At 38.2% G+C, this 17,425-nt stretch carries 16 protein-coding genes; 9 read left to right on the plus strand and 7 right to left on the minus strand.

The genetic code is table 11. The features are described 5' to 3' along the window. Positions 1 to 81 precede the first annotated feature (81 nt). Genes AC04Q1_RS19145 through AC04Q1_RS19170 form a run of 6 tightly spaced genes read left to right on the plus strand, consistent with a single transcriptional unit; the run spans position 82 to position 4,881 of the window. A complete protein-coding gene (locus tag AC04Q1_RS19145; RefSeq protein WP_478366172.1) occupies positions 82 to 786 on the plus strand; it encodes an HAD family hydrolase in 705 nt (234 codons plus the stop codon). Further along, positions 773 to 1,609 carry a phosphoribosyltransferase family protein gene (locus tag AC04Q1_RS19150; protein ID WP_478366173.1) on the plus strand — a complete coding sequence of 279 codons (837 nt, stop codon included), beginning with the start codon at positions 773 to 775 and terminating at the stop codon, positions 1,607 to 1,609. Before AC04Q1_RS19145 ends, AC04Q1_RS19150 begins: the two co-directional genes overlap by 14 nt. A gap of 2 nt (positions 1,610 to 1,611) precedes the next feature. Continuing rightward, entirely contained in the window at positions 1,612 to 2,166 is a 555-nt protein-coding gene (locus tag AC04Q1_RS19155) for a TerD family protein (protein ID WP_478366174.1), read from the plus strand. 4 nt (positions 2,167 to 2,170) lie between these two features. Next, positions 2,171 to 2,785: a TerD family protein gene (locus tag AC04Q1_RS19160; protein WP_478366175.1), complete on the plus strand. Its 615-nt coding sequence runs from the start codon at positions 2,171 to 2,173 to the stop codon at positions 2,783 to 2,785. 27 nt (positions 2,786 to 2,812) lie between these two features. Then, positions 2,813 to 3,910 carry a toxic anion resistance protein gene (locus AC04Q1_RS19165; protein WP_478366176.1) on the plus strand — a complete coding sequence of 366 codons (1,098 nt, stop codon included), beginning with the start codon at positions 2,813 to 2,815 and terminating at the stop codon, positions 3,908 to 3,910. An 8-nt stretch (positions 3,911 to 3,918) separates the two neighbouring features. Next, entirely contained in the window at positions 3,919 to 4,881 is a 963-nt protein-coding gene (locus AC04Q1_RS19170; RefSeq protein WP_478366177.1) for a hypothetical protein, read from the plus strand. 143 nt (positions 4,882 to 5,024) lie between these two features. On the opposite strand, the gene AC04Q1_RS19175 is transcribed toward AC04Q1_RS19170, so the two are convergent. The 3 genes from AC04Q1_RS19175 to AC04Q1_RS19185 all read right to left on the minus strand — a co-directional run bounded on the left by AC04Q1_RS19175 (position 5,025) and on the right by AC04Q1_RS19185 (position 7,676). Continuing rightward, complete coding sequence (locus AC04Q1_RS19175) at positions 5,025 to 5,330, minus strand: GIY-YIG nuclease family protein (RefSeq protein ID WP_478366178.1); 306 nt, start codon at positions 5,328 to 5,330, stop codon at positions 5,025 to 5,027. A gap of 416 nt (positions 5,331 to 5,746) precedes the next feature. Next, on the minus strand, positions 5,747 to 6,610 hold the full coding sequence (locus tag AC04Q1_RS19180) for a dienelactone hydrolase family protein (RefSeq protein ID WP_478366179.1): 864 nt from the start codon (positions 6,608 to 6,610) through the stop codon (positions 5,747 to 5,749). Between the two features lie 61 nt (positions 6,611 to 6,671). After that, positions 6,672 to 7,676, minus strand: a complete 1,005-nt coding sequence (locus AC04Q1_RS19185; protein ID WP_478366180.1) for a phosphotransferase enzyme family protein — start codon at positions 7,674 to 7,676, stop codon at positions 6,672 to 6,674. 110 nt (positions 7,677 to 7,786) lie between these two features. Here AC04Q1_RS19185 and AC04Q1_RS19190 point away from each other — a divergent pair, with 110 nt between their 5' ends. After that, a complete protein-coding gene (locus AC04Q1_RS19190; protein ID WP_478366181.1) occupies positions 7,787 to 8,380 on the plus strand; it encodes a 2OG-Fe(II) oxygenase in 594 nt (197 codons plus the stop codon). Positions 8,381 to 8,382: 2 nt separating this feature from the next. Here the strand turns inward: AC04Q1_RS19190 and AC04Q1_RS19195 are convergent, their stop codons facing one another. Together AC04Q1_RS19195 and AC04Q1_RS19200 are read right to left on the minus strand one after the other, a co-directional pair. Beyond that, positions 8,383 to 9,111 carry a LytR/AlgR family response regulator transcription factor gene (locus tag AC04Q1_RS19195; protein ID WP_478366182.1) on the minus strand — a complete coding sequence of 243 codons (729 nt, stop codon included), beginning with the start codon at positions 9,109 to 9,111 and terminating at the stop codon, positions 8,383 to 8,385. Beyond that, complete coding sequence (locus tag AC04Q1_RS19200; protein ID WP_478366183.1) at positions 9,108 to 10,604, minus strand: sensor histidine kinase; 1,497 nt, start codon at positions 10,602 to 10,604, stop codon at positions 9,108 to 9,110. The genes AC04Q1_RS19195 and AC04Q1_RS19200 overlap by 4 nt, the downstream gene beginning before the upstream one ends. Before the next feature lie 246 nt (positions 10,605 to 10,850). Here AC04Q1_RS19200 and AC04Q1_RS19205 point away from each other — a divergent pair, with 246 nt between their 5' ends. Together AC04Q1_RS19205 and AC04Q1_RS19210 are read left to right on the plus strand one after the other, a co-directional pair. Continuing rightward, positions 10,851 to 11,750 carry an ABC transporter ATP-binding protein gene (locus AC04Q1_RS19205; RefSeq protein ID WP_478366184.1) on the plus strand — a complete coding sequence of 300 codons (900 nt, stop codon included), beginning with the start codon at positions 10,851 to 10,853 and terminating at the stop codon, positions 11,748 to 11,750. Next, positions 11,747 to 15,265: a M1 family aminopeptidase gene (locus AC04Q1_RS19210; protein WP_478366185.1), complete on the plus strand. Its 3,519-nt coding sequence runs from the start codon at positions 11,747 to 11,749 to the stop codon at positions 15,263 to 15,265. Before AC04Q1_RS19205 ends, AC04Q1_RS19210 begins: the two co-directional genes overlap by 4 nt. 81 nt (positions 15,266 to 15,346) lie before the next feature. Here the strand turns inward: AC04Q1_RS19210 and AC04Q1_RS19215 are convergent, their stop codons facing one another. Both AC04Q1_RS19215 and AC04Q1_RS19220 read right to left on the minus strand, forming a co-directional pair. Then, the gene (locus AC04Q1_RS19215; protein WP_478366186.1) at positions 15,347 to 16,288 is read right to left on the minus strand and encodes a helix-turn-helix domain-containing protein; all 942 of its coding nucleotides are present in this window, start codon (positions 16,286 to 16,288) and stop codon (positions 15,347 to 15,349) included. A 25-nt stretch (positions 16,289 to 16,313) separates the two neighbouring features. Then, positions 16,314 to 17,414 carry an efflux RND transporter periplasmic adaptor subunit gene (locus tag AC04Q1_RS19220; RefSeq protein ID WP_478366187.1) on the minus strand — a complete coding sequence of 367 codons (1,101 nt, stop codon included), beginning with the start codon at positions 17,412 to 17,414 and terminating at the stop codon, positions 16,314 to 16,316. Positions 17,415 to 17,425 lie beyond the last annotated feature (11 nt).

A 17,425-nucleotide genomic window follows, 5' to 3' on the forward strand; every position in this document is an offset into this window, starting at 1 on the left:
TCTTACAATCAACCTTTTCTAATTATACAATCAAATTTGTAATATTAGAATTTATTAAAACAGATTAGGAAACAGGGCACAATGGCTTTTTACAAACATTACTCATTCGATCTTTGGTTAACGTTGATTAAATCAAATCCAACGTACAAGCAGGAGCGGGTACAATATTTTTACCGGAATTTTAATGGCAAGCACAAAAGTCTGGATGAAATTGCCATCATTTTCCGTCAGGTAGATTTAATGGTGAATGCCATTAACGAAAAGGCCGGGAAAAATGTTGATGCCGATGAAATGTATCTTATGATCATCAGTATGATCAATGATTATGATTTTAATTTTCGTGATGTAGACCTTACAATACTTGATCACGATATGGAACAGATCGTGTTTAACCACATGCCTAAACTTTATTGCAATGATTGTTTAGATGTGTTGGCTAAAATCAAGGAATCGGGCAAAAGCTCTACCAATATATTAAGCAATACAGGTTTTATTAAGGGAAAAACCTTAATAAAAGTAATCAAACATTTGGGTATCGATGAATTTATTGATTTTCAGCTTTATTCTGATGAAGTGCGCATGTCGAAACCCAGTGCCGGCTTTTTTCAGCTGATGTTGGATACTATCGATAGAACAAAACACCCTGAATTGTTGTTAACAGAAGTGATCCATATTGGGGATAATCCATATGCCGATGTACGCGGGGCAGAAGCCATGGGTATTAACAGTATGCTGATCAATTCCAACAATCTATCTATCTCAAACCTACTCTATGATACCGTATAATTTTTCACTCCATAAAATCGACAATACAGCCGATTTTGGCTTTAGTGCCGATGAATACAGCCGCTTTAAGTTTGGCGATGACCTGGTGGCCCGATCGTTCGGGAAAGACCTTGCTGATGGTTTTATCAGGTATTACCTGGCTGATAACCTCATCACCGATCAGATTGTGGTGATTTCCAGTCCGTACAGCTTCATCCCAACGGCAACCTTTGCCATGAAGAACTATTTCGTTTGCCAGCTTAACCGCTGGCTGGTCGAAAATGGTGGTTTGGCCGTACAGGAAACGAAAGTGCATCGCACCATTACCTATAAAGAAGATTATGGCGAACTCAGTGCCGAAGAAAGGCTTTCTTTAATTGGGAATGATTCTTTTCACATCGATAAAGATTTTTTAACAGGTAAAACCCTTTTATTTCTGGATGATATCAGAATTACCGGAAGCCATGAGCGTATGATTTTAAAAATGGCCAAAGAATATGGCTTAAAGAACGAAATGCATATGCTTTATTTTGCCGAACTGGTAAATAAAAACATCCATCCCAATGTAGAAAACTTTCTGAACTATCATCAGATCAAATCTATCTTCGATCTCGAAGAGATTATTGATGGCGGCAATTTCAGTTTCAATACGCGCATTGTGAAATATATTTTAAATAGTACTTCGAGTAGTTTTACCATCTTTTTAGAACGCAGAAGTACCGATTTTATCAATCAGCTTTACGATTTATCATTAGGGAATAATTACCATACCATAGAGGCGTACTCGAAAAACTTACATCTTATAAAAGACTATATCAAAAACAACAATTATAAATTAATTTAAATATGGCTATTAATTTGCAAAAGGGGCAAAGAGAAAATATCGATGCTCCTAAATTTACAATAGGTTTAGGTTGGGATACCAACAGTTCTTCTACAGGTTCTGCATTCGATTTAGATGCCTCTATTTTTATATTAAACGATCAGAAGAAACTGGTTTCTGATGAAAACTTTGTGTTTTATAACAACCTGGTTTCTCCCGATGGTTCGGTTGAACATACAGGTGATAACTTAACCGGTGATGGTGATGGCGATGATGAGCAGATTAAAATTGATTTAACCAAAACTGATGCAAAGGTAAATGAGATCTGCATTGTGGTTACCATCCACGAGGCTGAGAGCAGAAGACAAAACTTCGGCCAGGTGAGAAACTCTTTCATCCGTATTTTTGATGCCGTAACCAACGAAGTGATTTTAAAATACGAGCTGGAAGAAGATTTTTCTATCGAAACCGCAGTAGAATTCGGCAGGATTTACAAACGCGAAGGCAAATGGAAATTTGAAGCAGTGGGTGTAGGCATGAAAGGTGGTTTACAGGATTATTTAAACAAATATCAATAATATTATGGCAATCAATCTTGAAAAAGGACAGCGTATCAGTCTAGAAAAAAGTAACGGTAGTAAACTTCAGAATGTTTGTGTAGGTATAAACTGGGGCGCAATAGAAAAGAAAGGTCTATTCGGTTTTGGATCATCAAAGGAAGCCGTAGATTTAGATGGAAGCTGTGCCTTATACAATGAAAATAAACAGCTTTTAGAAGTCGTTTATTTTGGCAACCTAAAATCTAAAAACGGATCTGTAAAACACAGTGGCGACGATTTAACCGGCGATATGGGCGGTGATGATGGCTTGGATAACGAAATCATTACGCTTGATTTTTCTTTGCTGGATGCAAATGTGACCTATGTTGCCTTCGTTTTAAACAGTTTTAGGGGTCACGATTTCGGAACCATTCCATTTGCTTCGATCCGTATTTACGAAGGAACAACCAAACGTGTTAATGAGGTTTTTGCTAAATTCGATATCGCGCATGGCGCTAACTTTGCCGGTCATGTATCAATGGTAATGGGTGTTTTTTACAAGAAAAATGGCGAATGGAAATTTAATGCTATTGGCGAACCAACCAAGGATAGAAAACTGGAAGATACTGTTAAAACCGTAACCCAAAACTATTTATAGGCCCTAAAGCTGATAATTGATCAAACTATGGAAACCAACCCAAACGTTACCCAAGCCCTTACTCCGGTTAAACTGGATAAAGATGGCAATGTAGATCTTGAGAAAATAACAACCGAGGAAACAACGAAATACCAGGAGATTGGAAAATCGTTAGAACCATCAGACGTTAATTCGATCCTGAATTACGGAAGCGATGCCCAAAACTCAATGGAGAAATACAGTAACGAGTTTTTGTCGTCTGTACGTACTTATAATAGTGGCGAAGTGGGCGGTTTAATTAACGAACTGCTTACCGAACTGAACTATATAGATGTTTCCGAACTTGAACAAAGCGGTTTTAAGAGTTTCATCTCTAAAATTCCTTTTTTAAAGAATCTGGTTGTTGATGTGAAAAAACTTTTTCAGAAATATGATGTGGTGGTGAACAATATTGATAAAATCACCAATAAGATCAAAGCTGGAAGGTTAAATTCCATTAAGGATAACAGTTCGCTGCAGACCATGTTCGACAGCAATGTTGGTTACATTCACCAGATGGAAGAATTGATTATTGCCGGACAGTTAAAATACAATGAACTGAATATTAAGCTTGCTGAAATGGAAGGAAGGCCCGCTGATTATCAGGATTATGAAATTGCCGATTTAAGGGATTTCATTAGCCGTTTGGATAAAAGACTGGCAGATATGAAGATTGTGCGTTTCATTATGCTACAATCTTTGGCGCAGATCCGTGTGGTGCAGAATAACAATACCTCGATTGCAGAAAAGGCACAGTCTATTGTTTCCACAACCATCCCGGTTTGGAAAAACCAGTTGACTATTGCTGTTGCTTTACAAAGGCAAAAGGCCAATGTAGAGATGCAAAAGAAAATTTCGGATACTACGAATACCATCTTGCAAAAAAATGCAGAGATGCTGAAACAGAACAGTATCGATGTGGCAAAGGAAAATGAAAAAACTGTGGTATCTTTGGAAACCCTAAAACGTACCACATCATCATTAATTGAAACACTTAACGAGGTGAAACAGATCCATGAGGCTGGTGCACAAAGCAGACGTGTGTTGGATGGCGAACTGAAAACTTTGGAAGCAGAGTTGAAAAAGAACGTGACGCGGGTGAACTAAATTAATCTATGGATGAATACCGTTTAAATATTATCAAAAAATCAAGCGCAGAGATCAACCGTTTACAGTTGCTCTCTGTGTTTTTTGATGATGAGGTGATTTATAAAATTTACTTAAGAAGCCAGGTAATCCATCAGCTTTTTGCCAACAACGAAGAACTGGAAATCGAAAAATTAGATCTTTTCCACCTTCAATTTACCGATAGCGTAATTGAACTGCTCAAAAAGATTAAAAAGAGCAATGAGAAAAACGTATCGCTCATTTATGATGAAATTGATCTGAATGAGGAACTTATTGATCGTATGGCGGGTGCGCGTATTGATCAGAAAAGTTTTCAGCAGGATAAACAAAAGCAGTCGCTTAAAATTAATTTATCACTTCGTAAGTTGTATAGTGTATTGTCTGAGTTAAGCAGTGATTTTCCTTTTTCTAAAAACATTAACGTTTTCAGTTCTAAATACGCCAACGATTTTTACTTTGATCTTACTACTGATCAATTTGCCCAACTGATCAACTTCCAGGATAAACAGGTGTATACCAATGTGTATGCCACCATCGAGAAGAGGCTGATGGGTAAACTGTGTAAATACGATTTTAGAACTGAATTTTATATCGGTTTAAAGTCGGGCGAGCTGGTAATTGAAGTGTATAAATTTCTGGATACCGATACTTACTACCTGTTTTTTCCGAGCAGAAACCTGTTTCTTTTCTGCGATTTAACTATTTTGAAAGATCTGGATATGTCGACCAACCTTTCTGAACGGGAACGGATTGTACAGGAACTGCAGTATAAAAATGACAAGCTTAAGAGTAATGCGGCGGTGTTAAAAACAGCGATTCCAAATGAAGTAATCAATTTATTGGAAGACAGTTACCACAAAATATCGGATATTAACTTCTTAAATCACCTTAATAATTTCGATGTTCAATCGAATATTTTAAAAACCATGCTTAAAACGGATTTGTTTTAGGCTATTTTTCGAGCATTTTTTTGTAAAATCGTCATTTCGACTATAGCGTGCCGATTTTTCATCGGTAGCGAAACGGAGAAATCTAACTCGACATAGATTTTCGAATACGCTGTTCACCACTCGAAATAGCGGGTTTATAATGCTTATTCATCCCACTCATTTATGATTTGAGTTAAATCCACCAAACTCTTATTAAAACTATTGATCAGCGCATCTTTTTTCACTCTGTTCCATTTTTTTAATTGCTTTTCCCGGTCAATAGCTTCTTCAATTGAAGAATAAACTTCATAATAAATACAAAAAGTTAAATTATACTTTGCCGTAAATGATTTAGGATGGGTTTTATGCTGATGCTCGTAAATACGACTTCTTAAATTAGAAGTTACACCAATATATAAAGTTGTTCTTTGATAATTGGTCATGATGTAGATGCATCCTCCGCGTTCCATGATATTAAAGTTAAGGAGAAAAATCGTCATTTAGACTGTAGCGTACCGATAGTTCATTGGTAGCGAAATGAAGAAATCCATCTTATTAGATTTCTCGACTACGTTGCACTCCGCTCGAAATGACGGAGTCAGTGATAGACCGTCATTTAGACTGTAGCATACCTATTCTTCATCGGTTGCGGAATGGAGAATCTATCTTGTTAGATTTCTCGACTACGCTGTGCTTCGCTCGAAATGACGGAGTTAGTGATAGATCGTCATTTTTACTGTAGCTTACCGATTTTTCATGGGCAACGAAACGGAGAAATCTAACCCGACATAGAGTTCTCGACTACGTTGCACCTGATAGCTATCGGGGCCTCCCGAAATGACGAAACTAGTTGGCATTCCGCTTGAAAAGATGGAGACAACAAAATTTACCTCGTCAGCACCGCCAACTTATGTTTAAACAGCTCAATTGTTCTGCTCCAGGCCAGTTTTGCGGCAGTCTCATTATAGCGTGTTGGTGAGGTATTGTTATTAAAAGCATGGTTTACACCATCATAGATGTAGATTTTATAATCGATTTTATTGTCCTTTAAAGCCTGCTCGTAGGCTGGAATTCCGGCGTTAATGCGTTCGTCTAAACCGCCATAATGGAGCATTACACTGGCTTTAATTTTCGGTACATCAGCCGCGTTTGGCTGTGCGCCATAATAGGCAACTGCTGCTTGCAATTTAGGATCGTTAACAGCCAGTTTGTTCGCCATCCCACCGCCCCAGCAGAAGCCTACGCAGCCTACCTTGCCATTTCCATCTTTTCTATTGCGTAAATATTCCAGGCCTTTTAAATAGTTCTGTAAGTTTTTCTCGGGGTCTAACTTGCCGATCAGTTCGCGGCCTTTATCTTCATCGCTTGGGGTTCCGCCAAGGGGAGATAGTGCATCCACACCGAGTGCAATAAAACCTTCGGCAGCAACACGTTTGGTTACATCAATAATATGTGGGTTCAACCCCCGGTTTTCGTGGATCACCAATACAGCACCTAAGTTCTTTTTTCCTTTTGGTTTGGCCAAAACAGCTTTTATTTCACCATCAGCTCCTGTGTAGGTAATATTTTCAACTTCGATATCATCACTGTTAAAATCTGCAGCAGCGGCATAATTGTTTTCAAGCATGGGTAAAATGGTCATGGCCAGTGCGGTGCTGCCAGCAAGAACAGCCAGCTTTTTCATAAAGTCTTTCCGGCTTACCTGACTGTGGGTGTACTCATCGTACAGGTTGATTATTTTCTGATCCATCTTATTGGTTTTGATTTAATTACAAGATAAGGAAGGCTATTGAGATTATAGGCCGCATTGCCTAAAAGTTACAATACATTTCTTCCCATTTTTTAATTAAGCTTACGCGGTGTTTGGTGTATCTTGGAGTTAAAAATGCATTCGACCAATCGTCGTAATTATCATAGAAGAATTTTAGGAAGAAAATATGAAAAGTGATGCCCAGATATGGAATGGCTATTAACTCGTCAGCTGTTAAGGGGCGCACTTGTTGATAGGCCCCTAAAAAGGTGTTAAAATCCTCATCTGCCTGTTCTTTTGTAATCAGGTTATTGAGCTGATGGAAGAAATAATGGTTAAGAAAGGTCATTAAATCATTAATCAGATAACCTTCTCCGGCAAAGTCGAAATCAAAAAAAGTGATTTTCCCCGTTTTATCGTAATGGAAATTTTTTGGAAAAAAATCGTAGTGGCAATAACCATAACTAAACTTTGAAGTATCAAATGCTTCGAACTTTTTTACCACTTTATCCGCAATAGCCGAAAGGTATTCGAGTTCTTCAGGCATTTCTGCAAAGTGGCGTTTTAAATCCCGTAAAGGCTTAAATAAGGTCGTCTCAAAGTTGAATACAGGCCGGGGCTTACTGAGTTTAACCATAGAAGTCGTTTGGTGCAATCTGGCGATATCTTGTCCCAACTGGATAAGGTGCTTTTCTTCCAGATCTATAACTACTTTCCCCTCAGCAAAAGAAAACAGAATTCCGTTTCTTGGCCCTTCGATTGCATTGAAACGTTGGATTTGTTTTCCGCTCTGATCAATTATTGGATACGAAACGGAATTGCCATTGGCTTTTAAAATGTTGAGCAATTCTACTTCAGCTTCAATTTCATTGCGTGTGCGGTGCGCATCCCGGTAAATCTTGAAGATGTATTTTTGCGATTCGTTTTCCAGGATATAAGTATCGCTCACATTTCTGATCAAAAGCCGACAGTTGATGTTAGGATCCAAATGGTAAGCTTCAATTAAATAATCTTTTAACGCAGCGGCTGATAAGGTGGAGTATTGTGCGGGAAATATATTCTGCATAAAGAGGGGCGTTGAGATTTCAAATATAAATTTTCAAAACGACATCTTAGCCATTAAATAAGACTACCTTACTCAACTTAAACATGATGTTTTAAGATTAATATCACCTGTTGGAAAAAATATTTGATTGCCTTATCGATAGTTTTATCAAAGATAAAGTGGGCATTGCTGAGAACTTTTTAAGCGTTTCTTTGGCCGCTCATCTTAAAAACAACCTGATCGGTTTGTTCGAGAACAAAAAACTTTTAAATGCCGGGGTGGGTAATGCCACTGTTGTAAATCAGGATAAACTAATCAGAAGTGACATGATTTACTGGTTAGACCGTAAACACGAAAATCAATATGAAAACGACTTCTTCGATCTGATGGATGAATTTGTACTTTATCTAAACCGCACCTGTTATACAGGGATTACAGGTTACGAATTCCATTATACCCTTTACGAATCCGGTACATTTTATAAAAAACACATCGATCAGTTTCAGCAGAATGGAAGCCGCCAATATTCGATGATTATGTATTTAAATGCGGATTGGAAAGCTGCCGATGGGGGAGAACTGCGCATTCATCATGTTGAGGAGGAACAGAATATCTCGCCCGATAATGGTAAAAGTGTTTTCTTTAAAAGTTCAGATCTGGCACATGAGGTATTGCTCACCAACAAACAGCGAATGAGTATTACAGGTTGGTTAAAGACCAGTTAAATTTAATTTTCAATATCGAGCAACTGTTTAATCATACTTTTAAAATTTTTGCCAACGGGTACCTGTTGGCCATTTTTAAGTACAATGGTATTGCCTTCCAGGTAATCGACGTATTTTTTATTGAGGATGAAAGATTTATGGATGCGGATAAAACAAGTGCCGGGCAGTAGCTCTTCAAAACTGCTCAATGTCCTGGGCGTGAGTAAAAAATCAGCACCTTTCCAAACCTTTACATAATTGCCCAGGCTTTCCAGATATTGAATTTCATTTATCTTAATAAGGGTATGCCTTTTATCTACTTTAATCGAGATTTGCCCGTTGTTTTTAGGTTCATCTTTTTCCATGTCGCTCTGCTTAGCAGTCCGGTTTTTGAAGGTGTAAAATTCTAAAGCACGGTTTATGGCTTTTAAAAAACGGTCGAGCCTAAAGGGTTTTAATAAATAATCGCAAACGGCCAGATCAAAACTTGCCAAAGCGTATTCTTCGTAAGCGGAAGTGATTATGACAAGCGGTTGATGTTGTAAGGTTCTTAAAAAATCGAGACCATTTAGCTTAGGCATCCTGATATCTAAGAAAATTAAGTCTACCTGCTGTTTGTTCAGAAAATCCAAAGCTTCTGTTGCCCGGTAACAATGCCCAATTATGGTTATAAAGGGAATATCTTTCGCATATTCGGTGATTACGCCGTGTGCGAGTGGTTCATCATCTATAATTAAGCAACGTAAGCTCATGTTAGCCTGAGATTGAGTACTGCCTTAAAGATATTACCAATTGACTGGATATGCAATGTATAATGGTTTGGATAAAGCAATTCGAGCCTTTTCCTCAAATTATCGAGACCTATTCCCGTGCTCTTGTTTATTTCTTCGGGATCGAAGGAGTTTTCACAGCTAAAAGTGAGTTCGGTATCATTGGAGGTGAGCAGCAATTTCAGTGTAGCGGCATCTTCGGCAGGTTCTATACCATGTTTAAATGCATTTTCTATAAAAACAATGAGCAGAAGCGGAGCAATATCGATCTGATCATTCGTAATATGTTTTTCGAATTCGAAATGTAATGTTTTACGCAAACGGATCTTTTGCAATTGAATATAATCTTCAACATAATCCAGCTCCTGTGCAAGTTTAACTCTTTTTTCCTGCCCCTTGTAAATGGTATAACGCATCAGTTCTGATAATTGCAGAATGCTCTCTGCTGTTTTATCCGATTTTTGCAGACTTAAGGCATATAGGTTATTGAGTGTATTGAAGAAAAAGTGTGGGTTAAGCTGTTGTTTTAATAAATCAAGTTCATTCTGCGACTTTTCCTTTTCCAAGGAAAGGATCTTATTGTTCTGTTTCCCCCATTGAAGCGCCAGTACCACGGGCAAACTGATAAGCATGATGGCAAAAGCACCAAATGCATTTTCAAGTTCGAAAGGGTTGGGAACAAAAATACTCCGGCCAAATACGGTGTTAATGGGCAACGAAATTAATAATTGCGCCAACAGCGGATACAGGATGGCAACCGCGGTTGAAAGCGTTAAGAGATACATGAATAAACCTTTCTCTTTGAGGATTTTTGAAACAAGCAAACGGCTGTTGATCAGGAAAAGCAAATAGCCGCACAGGTACATGATCAGGAACTGAGAAAAAAATCCTAAAAATGTTCCGAAATTGTACAGCAGCTTTTTGATATTGAACTCAAAACCAACCAAACGGAACCCATTTCTTTGATAAATGGGATTGTCGAGGCTCGAAACGGCCATAACCGAGATGGTTGCCGCGAGTAGAACGATAGTAATCAATACGGCGTTCTCCAGACCTATTTTTTTAATCCATTTAGCATGTTGAACCTTTTTCTGATAATAGCGATTGGCAATTAACATCAGTTCGAGTGCAATTGCTGCGAAAGCGCTTGAAATAAAAACCAGATCATCAAGTTTTCCGATTTTTATGTAAATCGAAATAAACGTGAAAAGTGGCAGCAGCAATAAATAACAAATGCACCAATAAATGGTGTATTGTTTTTTGCTTAGCACATTTTGCAATTTCGGTTTAACAAAAGAAAAAATGAGTAGGGGTAATAAACAGAAACTGAGCGCTAAAATGCATATGGCATAGCTCAACCAGATTTTACCGGGTAATCTATAAGTGTTGAATATGGCTATCCACAACAGAAGACCAATATAAATGAGGAAGTCCTGGTATTTGTAGTTGTAGCTAAAATTCTTTTTATTGAGCATTATTTTTTATGCTTTTAAATTTGGGCTTCGACTCTGCTCAGCCTGATAACAATAGCGTAAATAATCTTTAAAGTTATGAATTTTGAAGCCGGCATAAAATTTAGATGACGAAAGGCAGGTTTTTAATGATGAAAGTAACACGGCTGATATTTTTTACTTTCATCATCATTTTAGAGCTGTTCATCACTTAAATTTAAACGAAAGATTTTGTCTGTCTAATTTGCGTCCATCTTATACTAGTGTAATATGGTACGACTTAAAATACAACAACTGACAAAATCATATCAAAATGGAGTGAAAGCCCTTGATGGCATTACATTGAACATTGCCAATGGCATGTTTGGCTTATTGGGACCCAATGGTGCTGGTAAATCATCGCTCATGCGTACGCTTGCTACATTGCAAATGCCGGATGCTGGGCAAGTGTATTTCGATGAAACTGATGTACTACAGAATCCTCAGGAAATGCGCAATAAATTAGGTTATTTACCACAGGATTTTGGTGTTTATCCTAACATTTCAGCAGTAGATTTATTAAATCACCTGGCGGTTTTAAAAGGCTTGCAAAACAAAAGCGAAAGAAAGGAACAGGTAATTTCGCTTCTGCAACAGACCAATTTATTTGAAGTGAGGAAAAGATCAGTGAGTACATTTTCTGGGGGCATGCGACAACGCTTTGGTATTGCACAGGCCTTGTTGGGCAATCCGCAATTAATTATCGTTGACGAACCTACGGCAGGTCTCGACCCTCAGGAACGGAACCGTTTTCACGGCCTATTGAACGAAATCGGTGCGGCCCGTGTAGTAATCTTATCTACCCATATTGTAGAGGATATAAATGATCTTTGCCCTGAAATGGCCGTGATGGCCAGCGGTAAGCTGATTTTACAAGGCAAACCTGCTGAATTGATCAGGGACTTGGAGGGAAAAATCTGGTGGAAGATAATCAACAAGGTAGATCTGGCGCAATATTCTTCCGTTTTTAATATGATTTCTACCAGAATTATTTCGGGTAAATTGCATGTATTTGTATTGGCAGATCAGCTACCTGCGCCAGGTTTCGGGCCTGCTAACCCGAGTTTGGAAGAGGTATATTTTTCATCATTATTTGCCGCTGACAATTTAAAGTTGGAGGTTAAGCAATGATCGCAGATTTACTAAAATTTGAACTGAAGTATCATTTCAGGCAGATATCATTCAAAGTAGCAGCCCTTTTGTTTTTTGTTTTAGGATGTTTCTGCGCTGTAAAGGGCGGATTTGGTTCAGAAGAGGTGCATAAAAATTCGCCTTATGTTATCACCAATATCATTGCCTTGCTCTCGCTTTTTTCCATATTTTCGGGTACTTTATTTAGTGCGAATGTGGTGTTGAGGGATAGCCTAAGCAAGATGGAAGCGATTGTATTTACCACATCAATTAAAAAGCTTTCCTACTTTACAGTAAGGCTTTTGGGCTTACTCATTGCTGGTTTTAGCCTGATGGTATTGGTTGTTTTAGGTATTTACCTGGGCTCATTTTTTATCAATGCCGATCGCTTAGGTCCGTTTCATATCAATGCCTTTTTGCAACCGCTTTTGGTTTTTGCCTTACCCAATGTGTTTTTCTCAGCCGGGATCTTATTCTGTACCACTATTTTAACTAAAAATGTGCGGGCCATTTATGTAGTGGGTGTACTGATCTATATTTTATACATGCTGGCTTCGATATTTGGCAATTCTCCGCTGTTGGCCACCTCTGCAATGAAAACCAATAGTTCGGATATTTTACCCATACTTTTAGATCCATTTGCTTTGGCTTCGTTTTTCGGAGAAACCAGAACCTGGACCGGTCTGCAACGCAATCAACAGTCATTTCCTTTAGAAGGCATGTTTTTACTCAACAGGCTACTGTGGATCAGCTTTACCATTTTGCTGATGCTGATTACTTACCGTGTATTCAATTTTAGATTACAACAGCAAGGGCAGGTAAAAATTAAAAAGCTTAAGGTAGAACAGGTCGCGTTGATTCCTTACCGTGTTTTAGGGGCTGTAACAAGTGGTTTCTGTTATCATTTTACTACATTGAAGGCCCAGTTTAAACTCGAAGTGGTATTCCTGTTTAAAAATATCTCAATGATGGTGATGCTTTTATTATGGGTTTTTCTGTTCGGCGTGGAGTTAAAAGATCAATTGTTCAGCGGTGTTTATGGCATTCACAGTTATCCGGCAACAGGTATCATTATCGAACAAATACGCTCAATCAAATTCGGACTGATCCTGATTATTTTTTATGCAGCAGAAACCATTAGCAGGGAGAAAGCGGTCAATATGCATGCTTTAATTTATAGTACGCCTGTTGAAAATTCTACTATATGGATAGCTAAAAGCCTGAGTATTTTTATGCTTGTTTTTATCCTGGTTACGCTAAATATTGGTATCGGTATTGTGTTACAGGTAACGCATGGTTATTACCATATCGAGCTACCCATGTATTTATCCTTATATTATTATAGTGCGTACCCGTTATTGCTTTTTGTGGTGCTCATTATTTTCATCCAGAATTTAAGTGCAAACAAGTATATGGGCATGTTACTGAGTATGATCGTTATTTTCCTGATCTCTTATGCCGAAAGATTTGGTTTCGAACACTACCTTTTTCGATTTGCAACAGTTCCAGATCTTTTACATTCTTATTTTAATGGTTTTGGCTATTATGCTAAACCATTTAACTGGTACATGTTGTATTGGACTGCCTTTGTTACGATAATTTCAGTTTTAACCATTGGGATGTGGCAGCGTAAAATTGAAGTAAAAGCGGTTAACAGATTGAGGTCAATTACTTTGGCATTGAAGCAATATCGGTGGTTAACTATTTCTGCATTATTGGTCTGGCTTTCTTGCGGTGCATTTATTTACCATCAAAGTAATATTATTGGGGAATATAAAAATAGACAAGAGCGATTAAACTGGAGCCTGGCCTACGAGCGGAAATATAAATCAATGGCATATTTACCACAACCACTTATTAAAACCGTTAAAACCAGTGTCGATTTGTTTCCCAGCGAAGGGAGGTATACTGTTAAAGGAACGTATGTTCTTAAAAACGAAACAAATGGACCCATTCGGAAAATATGGACTTCTGTTAGCCCCGCTGTACACTCATTTTCGGTAGCGATCAGCGGAGTTGAAAAAAGTGAAAGAGACGAAACGTTTAATCAGCAGTTTCTGATGCTAAAAATCCCATTGCAGCCTGGTCAGGAAATTATAATGAATTTCTCTGTTGAGGTCATCAGAAATGGATTTACAGCTTTCGATAGTGAAAATTCCATCCTGGCAAATGGTACTTACATCGAATTGGAAAAATTTATACCTCAGTTTGGTTACTGTTACAATTTTGAAAGTGAGGATAAACAGGAACGCAAAAAAGCAGGATTGCCCGAAATCGCCGGCAAGCCAAAATTTAACGGTGCCTACGAATTGATTCATTTAGAAACGGTTATTTCTACGGAAATTGATCAGCAGGTAATTACCGTTGGGGAATTACAGAGAACCTGGATTACCAATAAACGACGGTATTTCAAATACAAAACTTCTACTCTAATAAATTTTATGTTTGCTTTGAGCAGTGCGAAATATGAAGTAAAAAGGGAAAAATATAAAGGGATAGATGTGAGTGTTTATTATCAACCTGGGCAAGAGTATAACCTGAAAAGTATGTTTATAGCTGTTAAAGATGCTTTGGATTATGGAAATACAAACTTTGCTAACTATCCGCTCAAACACTTCACCATCGCCGAAATTCCACAATATAAAGGTGCTGCAACAGCCTATCCTGGTGTGGTTTTCAGTGCAGAGAATATTAATTTTCTAGGGAATTATAGCCACAAAGAAGCTATTGATCAGAGTTACGCTATTACCGCACACGAAACTGCGCACCAATGGTGGGCAAACATATTGGCTCCTGCTGATGGTGCAGGTTATGCCATGCTCACCGAAGCATTGGCTAAATACACCGAAAATATTTTGATCGAAAAGGCTTTTGGTAAAATGTATTTAAGAAAATATCTGGCTTACGATAACAGTCTCTACTTTTTGAATAGGAACAATAGCGAAAAGGAATTGCCTTTGGCCAAAACTTTAGATCAGCCTTACGTGCATTACCAAAAGGGGGGATTAACAATGTATGCGGTTAAGGAGCTGTTAGGGGAGAAGAAATTTAATGTAACATTAAGTCAGCTTATTATTGCTCATGAATACCCAAAGCCAAGGGCTACACCAACCGATTTCGTAAATGCGGTTTTAAATCAGGCTTCACCTAATCAGAGGAAATTTATAAATGATAGTTTTAATGAGGTAGTTACTTATAATATGGGTATCAAGATGCTCAATGGAGAGGTGTTAAAAAATGGGAAATATAAAATTAATCTGGAGATAGCCACCGAAAGGCTAAGCGAGGGCAGCAAGCAATTGCCGAGTCTGGAAATAGATCTTGTCTGTTTTGATCAGTTGGAAACTGACTGGAATTTGGATACAAAACCGGTTTATTTTCAAAAGTGTGCGATAAGCCAGAATAAGACTAATATTTCGATAATTATTGATCATAAACCCAAAACGGTAGCCATTGATCCTTATGGATATGTATTGGATGCCGATAAAAGCAATCATGTGGTTGCCGTGAAATAAAAAAGCACCATTTCCCCATTTGGGAATTGGCGCTTCAAATACTAAACGACTAGGTTTAATGAAATTGCATCATCTGCCTCATTAATTGGCTCTAAAGCCTTTGGGCGTGCACTGCATCTGACGTTTGAAAAATATGTTAAAGTTAGCCGGATATTCAAAACCCAGACAATAAGCAATCTGTGCGATGTTCCATTCGGTATGTTTCAGTAAGGCAACTGCTTCCGTTGCTATCCTTCTCGAAATGTGTTCTGAAGTGGTTTTGCCGGTTACCTCTTTTACCGCATGGTTGAGGTGGTTTACATGTACAAGCAAACGGAAAGCAAAATCGTGCGCCGTTTTTAGCTCCAATATATGCTCGGTAGACCCGATTGGAAATTGTCTTTCTAATAATTCGATAAATAACGAAGTTAAACGTGCCGAGGCATTGTTTTGCTTAAAAATAACATCCTGGGGTTTAACTTTTAACGCTTCATGAACAATCAGCTGCACATAATTTCTCAAAAGATCATATTTATGGATGTAATCCCCATCCATTTCTTTCATCATTTTGGTAAATATATCCCTTAAGGTTATTTCCTGCTCTTCGTCGATGTGTATAACCGGACTGTCGTTTATACGCCATAATAATGAATCGCGAAGGGTCTCGTTGCGGTTGTGTATAAAATTCTCGGTAAACAGACAGAAAAAACCGGCAGGCTTTGCTGAAGTACTTTCCCATGAATATGGAATATTCGGGTTGGTAAACAGCAATGCCCGTCCTTTGATTTCGATCTGCGCGTCAGGATAATGCAAAATGCCATTCCCGATAATCAGAGAAATTTTGTAAAAATCTCTGCGGCTAAAGGCTGAAGGTACATTGGTGCAAACGGTACTTCGGTTAAAAACATTAAAGTGTCCAATGTCGTTGATCATCCCTAAACTTGGCGTAGGGATTTCTGGTCGGGTGATTTTTAATCTGTTGTAAAAATCTTCTAAAGTTTCCTTTTTTTGAAGGGTAGAAAGCTCTTGGTTTTTTGATAACATATTTTAAGTGCTTAATACCGTAAAGTTAGGGTTTAATCACCGTTCCTTCATGCATTTCTTCCGTTGGTTCTGCCACTAATTTGTCACCTTCTGACAAATCTCCAAAAACTTCCACTTGATCGTCGGTTTCCCTTCCTTTTTTAACGGCCACTTTAACGGCTTTATTATCGGCTACTTTGAGTACAAATAAACCTTCACTGGTATCCAACAATGCTTTTTTAGAAATGATAAAAGTGCTGGCATTGGCCGGAAGAGGAATATTCACCTCGGCAACCATCCCCGGCAATAACACTTTCGAAGCATTGGGTACATCCATTTCAATGCGTTCAGAACGTAAACGCAAATCTAAGGCACCCGACATACGTTTCACTTTTGCTTTAAAAGTTTGGCTTGGTAGCGATTTAACTGTAAAACTGATTTCATCACCTGCTTTTAAATAACCGGTATATACTTCCGGGATGGAAACGGCCAAACGTAAATTTTTCTGATCCTGTAAAGTAAATAAGGGAAGATCAGAACCTTTACCCGTAGGACCGACATAAGCGCCTAAATTCACATTTCTTGCAGAAATAATTCCGCTGAACGGTGCCCTGATGGTCAAATAGTCCTGAACGGAACCCACTTCTTTATAGGCTGCTTTTGCTGCTTCCAGTTGTGCTAGATCAGAGTTCTTTTTTGCCATGGCCTGATCCAGATCGTTGGTAGAAATGGTTCCAGGGGTTTTACTGGTTTCGTATAAACGGTTATAATTGGCTTTGCTCGCTGTATAAATAGCCTCCTGTGCTTTAATCCTCGATTGTGTTGCCGCAAGTTGGGAGGTCATTTCAGGTGCTTCCAAAGTCATTAATAATTGACCTTTGCTTACTTCCGAACCGATATCTACCTTTAAGCTTTTTACAAAGCTGCTTACTTTGGCGTATAAATCAACCTGTTGTAAAGCAATTAGTTCTCCTGGCAAGCTCAGTTTGGTTGAAAGTTTTTCTTTTTTAAGGTCGAAAGTAGCGATGGCTGCTTCTTTTTCTTTTTTGCCTGCTACCTTCGATTCCGAGTGCCCACAGCCATACATAACTGTTAACACCAATAATCCCGTACTTAATAATCCTGTTGAAAATATCTTCGTATTCATTTGTGATGATG

It is taken from the genome of Pedobacter humicola, assembly GCF_056490705.1.

Coding starts and splice junctions, on each gene's coding strand:
- AC04Q1_RS19145 (WP_478366172.1), top strand. CDS start 82: ATGGCTTTTTACAAACATTACTCATTCGATCTTTGGTTAACGTTGATT.
- AC04Q1_RS19150 (WP_478366173.1), top strand. CDS start 773: ATGATACCGTATAATTTTTCACTCCATAAAATCGACAATACAGCCGAT.
- AC04Q1_RS19155 (WP_478366174.1), top strand. CDS start 1,612: ATGGCTATTAATTTGCAAAAGGGGCAAAGAGAAAATATCGATGCTCCT.
- AC04Q1_RS19160 (WP_478366175.1), top strand. CDS start 2,171: ATGGCAATCAATCTTGAAAAAGGACAGCGTATCAGTCTAGAAAAAAGT.
- AC04Q1_RS19165 (WP_478366176.1), top strand. CDS start 2,813: ATGGAAACCAACCCAAACGTTACCCAAGCCCTTACTCCGGTTAAACTG.
- AC04Q1_RS19170 (WP_478366177.1), top strand. CDS start 3,919: ATGGATGAATACCGTTTAAATATTATCAAAAAATCAAGCGCAGAGATC.
- AC04Q1_RS19175 (WP_478366178.1), bottom strand. CDS start 5,330: ATGGAACGCGGAGGATGCATCTACATCATGACCAATTATCAAAGAACA.
- AC04Q1_RS19180 (WP_478366179.1), bottom strand. CDS start 6,610: ATGGATCAGAAAATAATCAACCTGTACGATGAGTACACCCACAGTCAG.
- AC04Q1_RS19185 (WP_478366180.1), bottom strand. CDS start 7,676: ATGCAGAATATATTTCCCGCACAATACTCCACCTTATCAGCCGCTGCG.
- AC04Q1_RS19195 (WP_478366182.1), bottom strand. CDS start 9,111: ATGAGCTTACGTTGCTTAATTATAGATGATGAACCACTCGCACACGGC.
- AC04Q1_RS19200 (WP_478366183.1), bottom strand. CDS start 10,604: ATGCTCAATAAAAAGAATTTTAGCTACAACTACAAATACCAGGACTTC.
- AC04Q1_RS19205 (WP_478366184.1), top strand. CDS start 10,851: ATGGTACGACTTAAAATACAACAACTGACAAAATCATATCAAAATGGA.
- AC04Q1_RS19210 (WP_478366185.1), top strand. CDS start 11,747: ATGATCGCAGATTTACTAAAATTTGAACTGAAGTATCATTTCAGGCAG.
- AC04Q1_RS19215 (WP_478366186.1), bottom strand. CDS start 16,288: ATGTTATCAAAAAACCAAGAGCTTTCTACCCTTCAAAAAAAGGAAACT.
- AC04Q1_RS19220 (WP_478366187.1), bottom strand. CDS start 17,414: ATGAATACGAAGATATTTTCAACAGGATTATTAAGTACGGGATTATTG.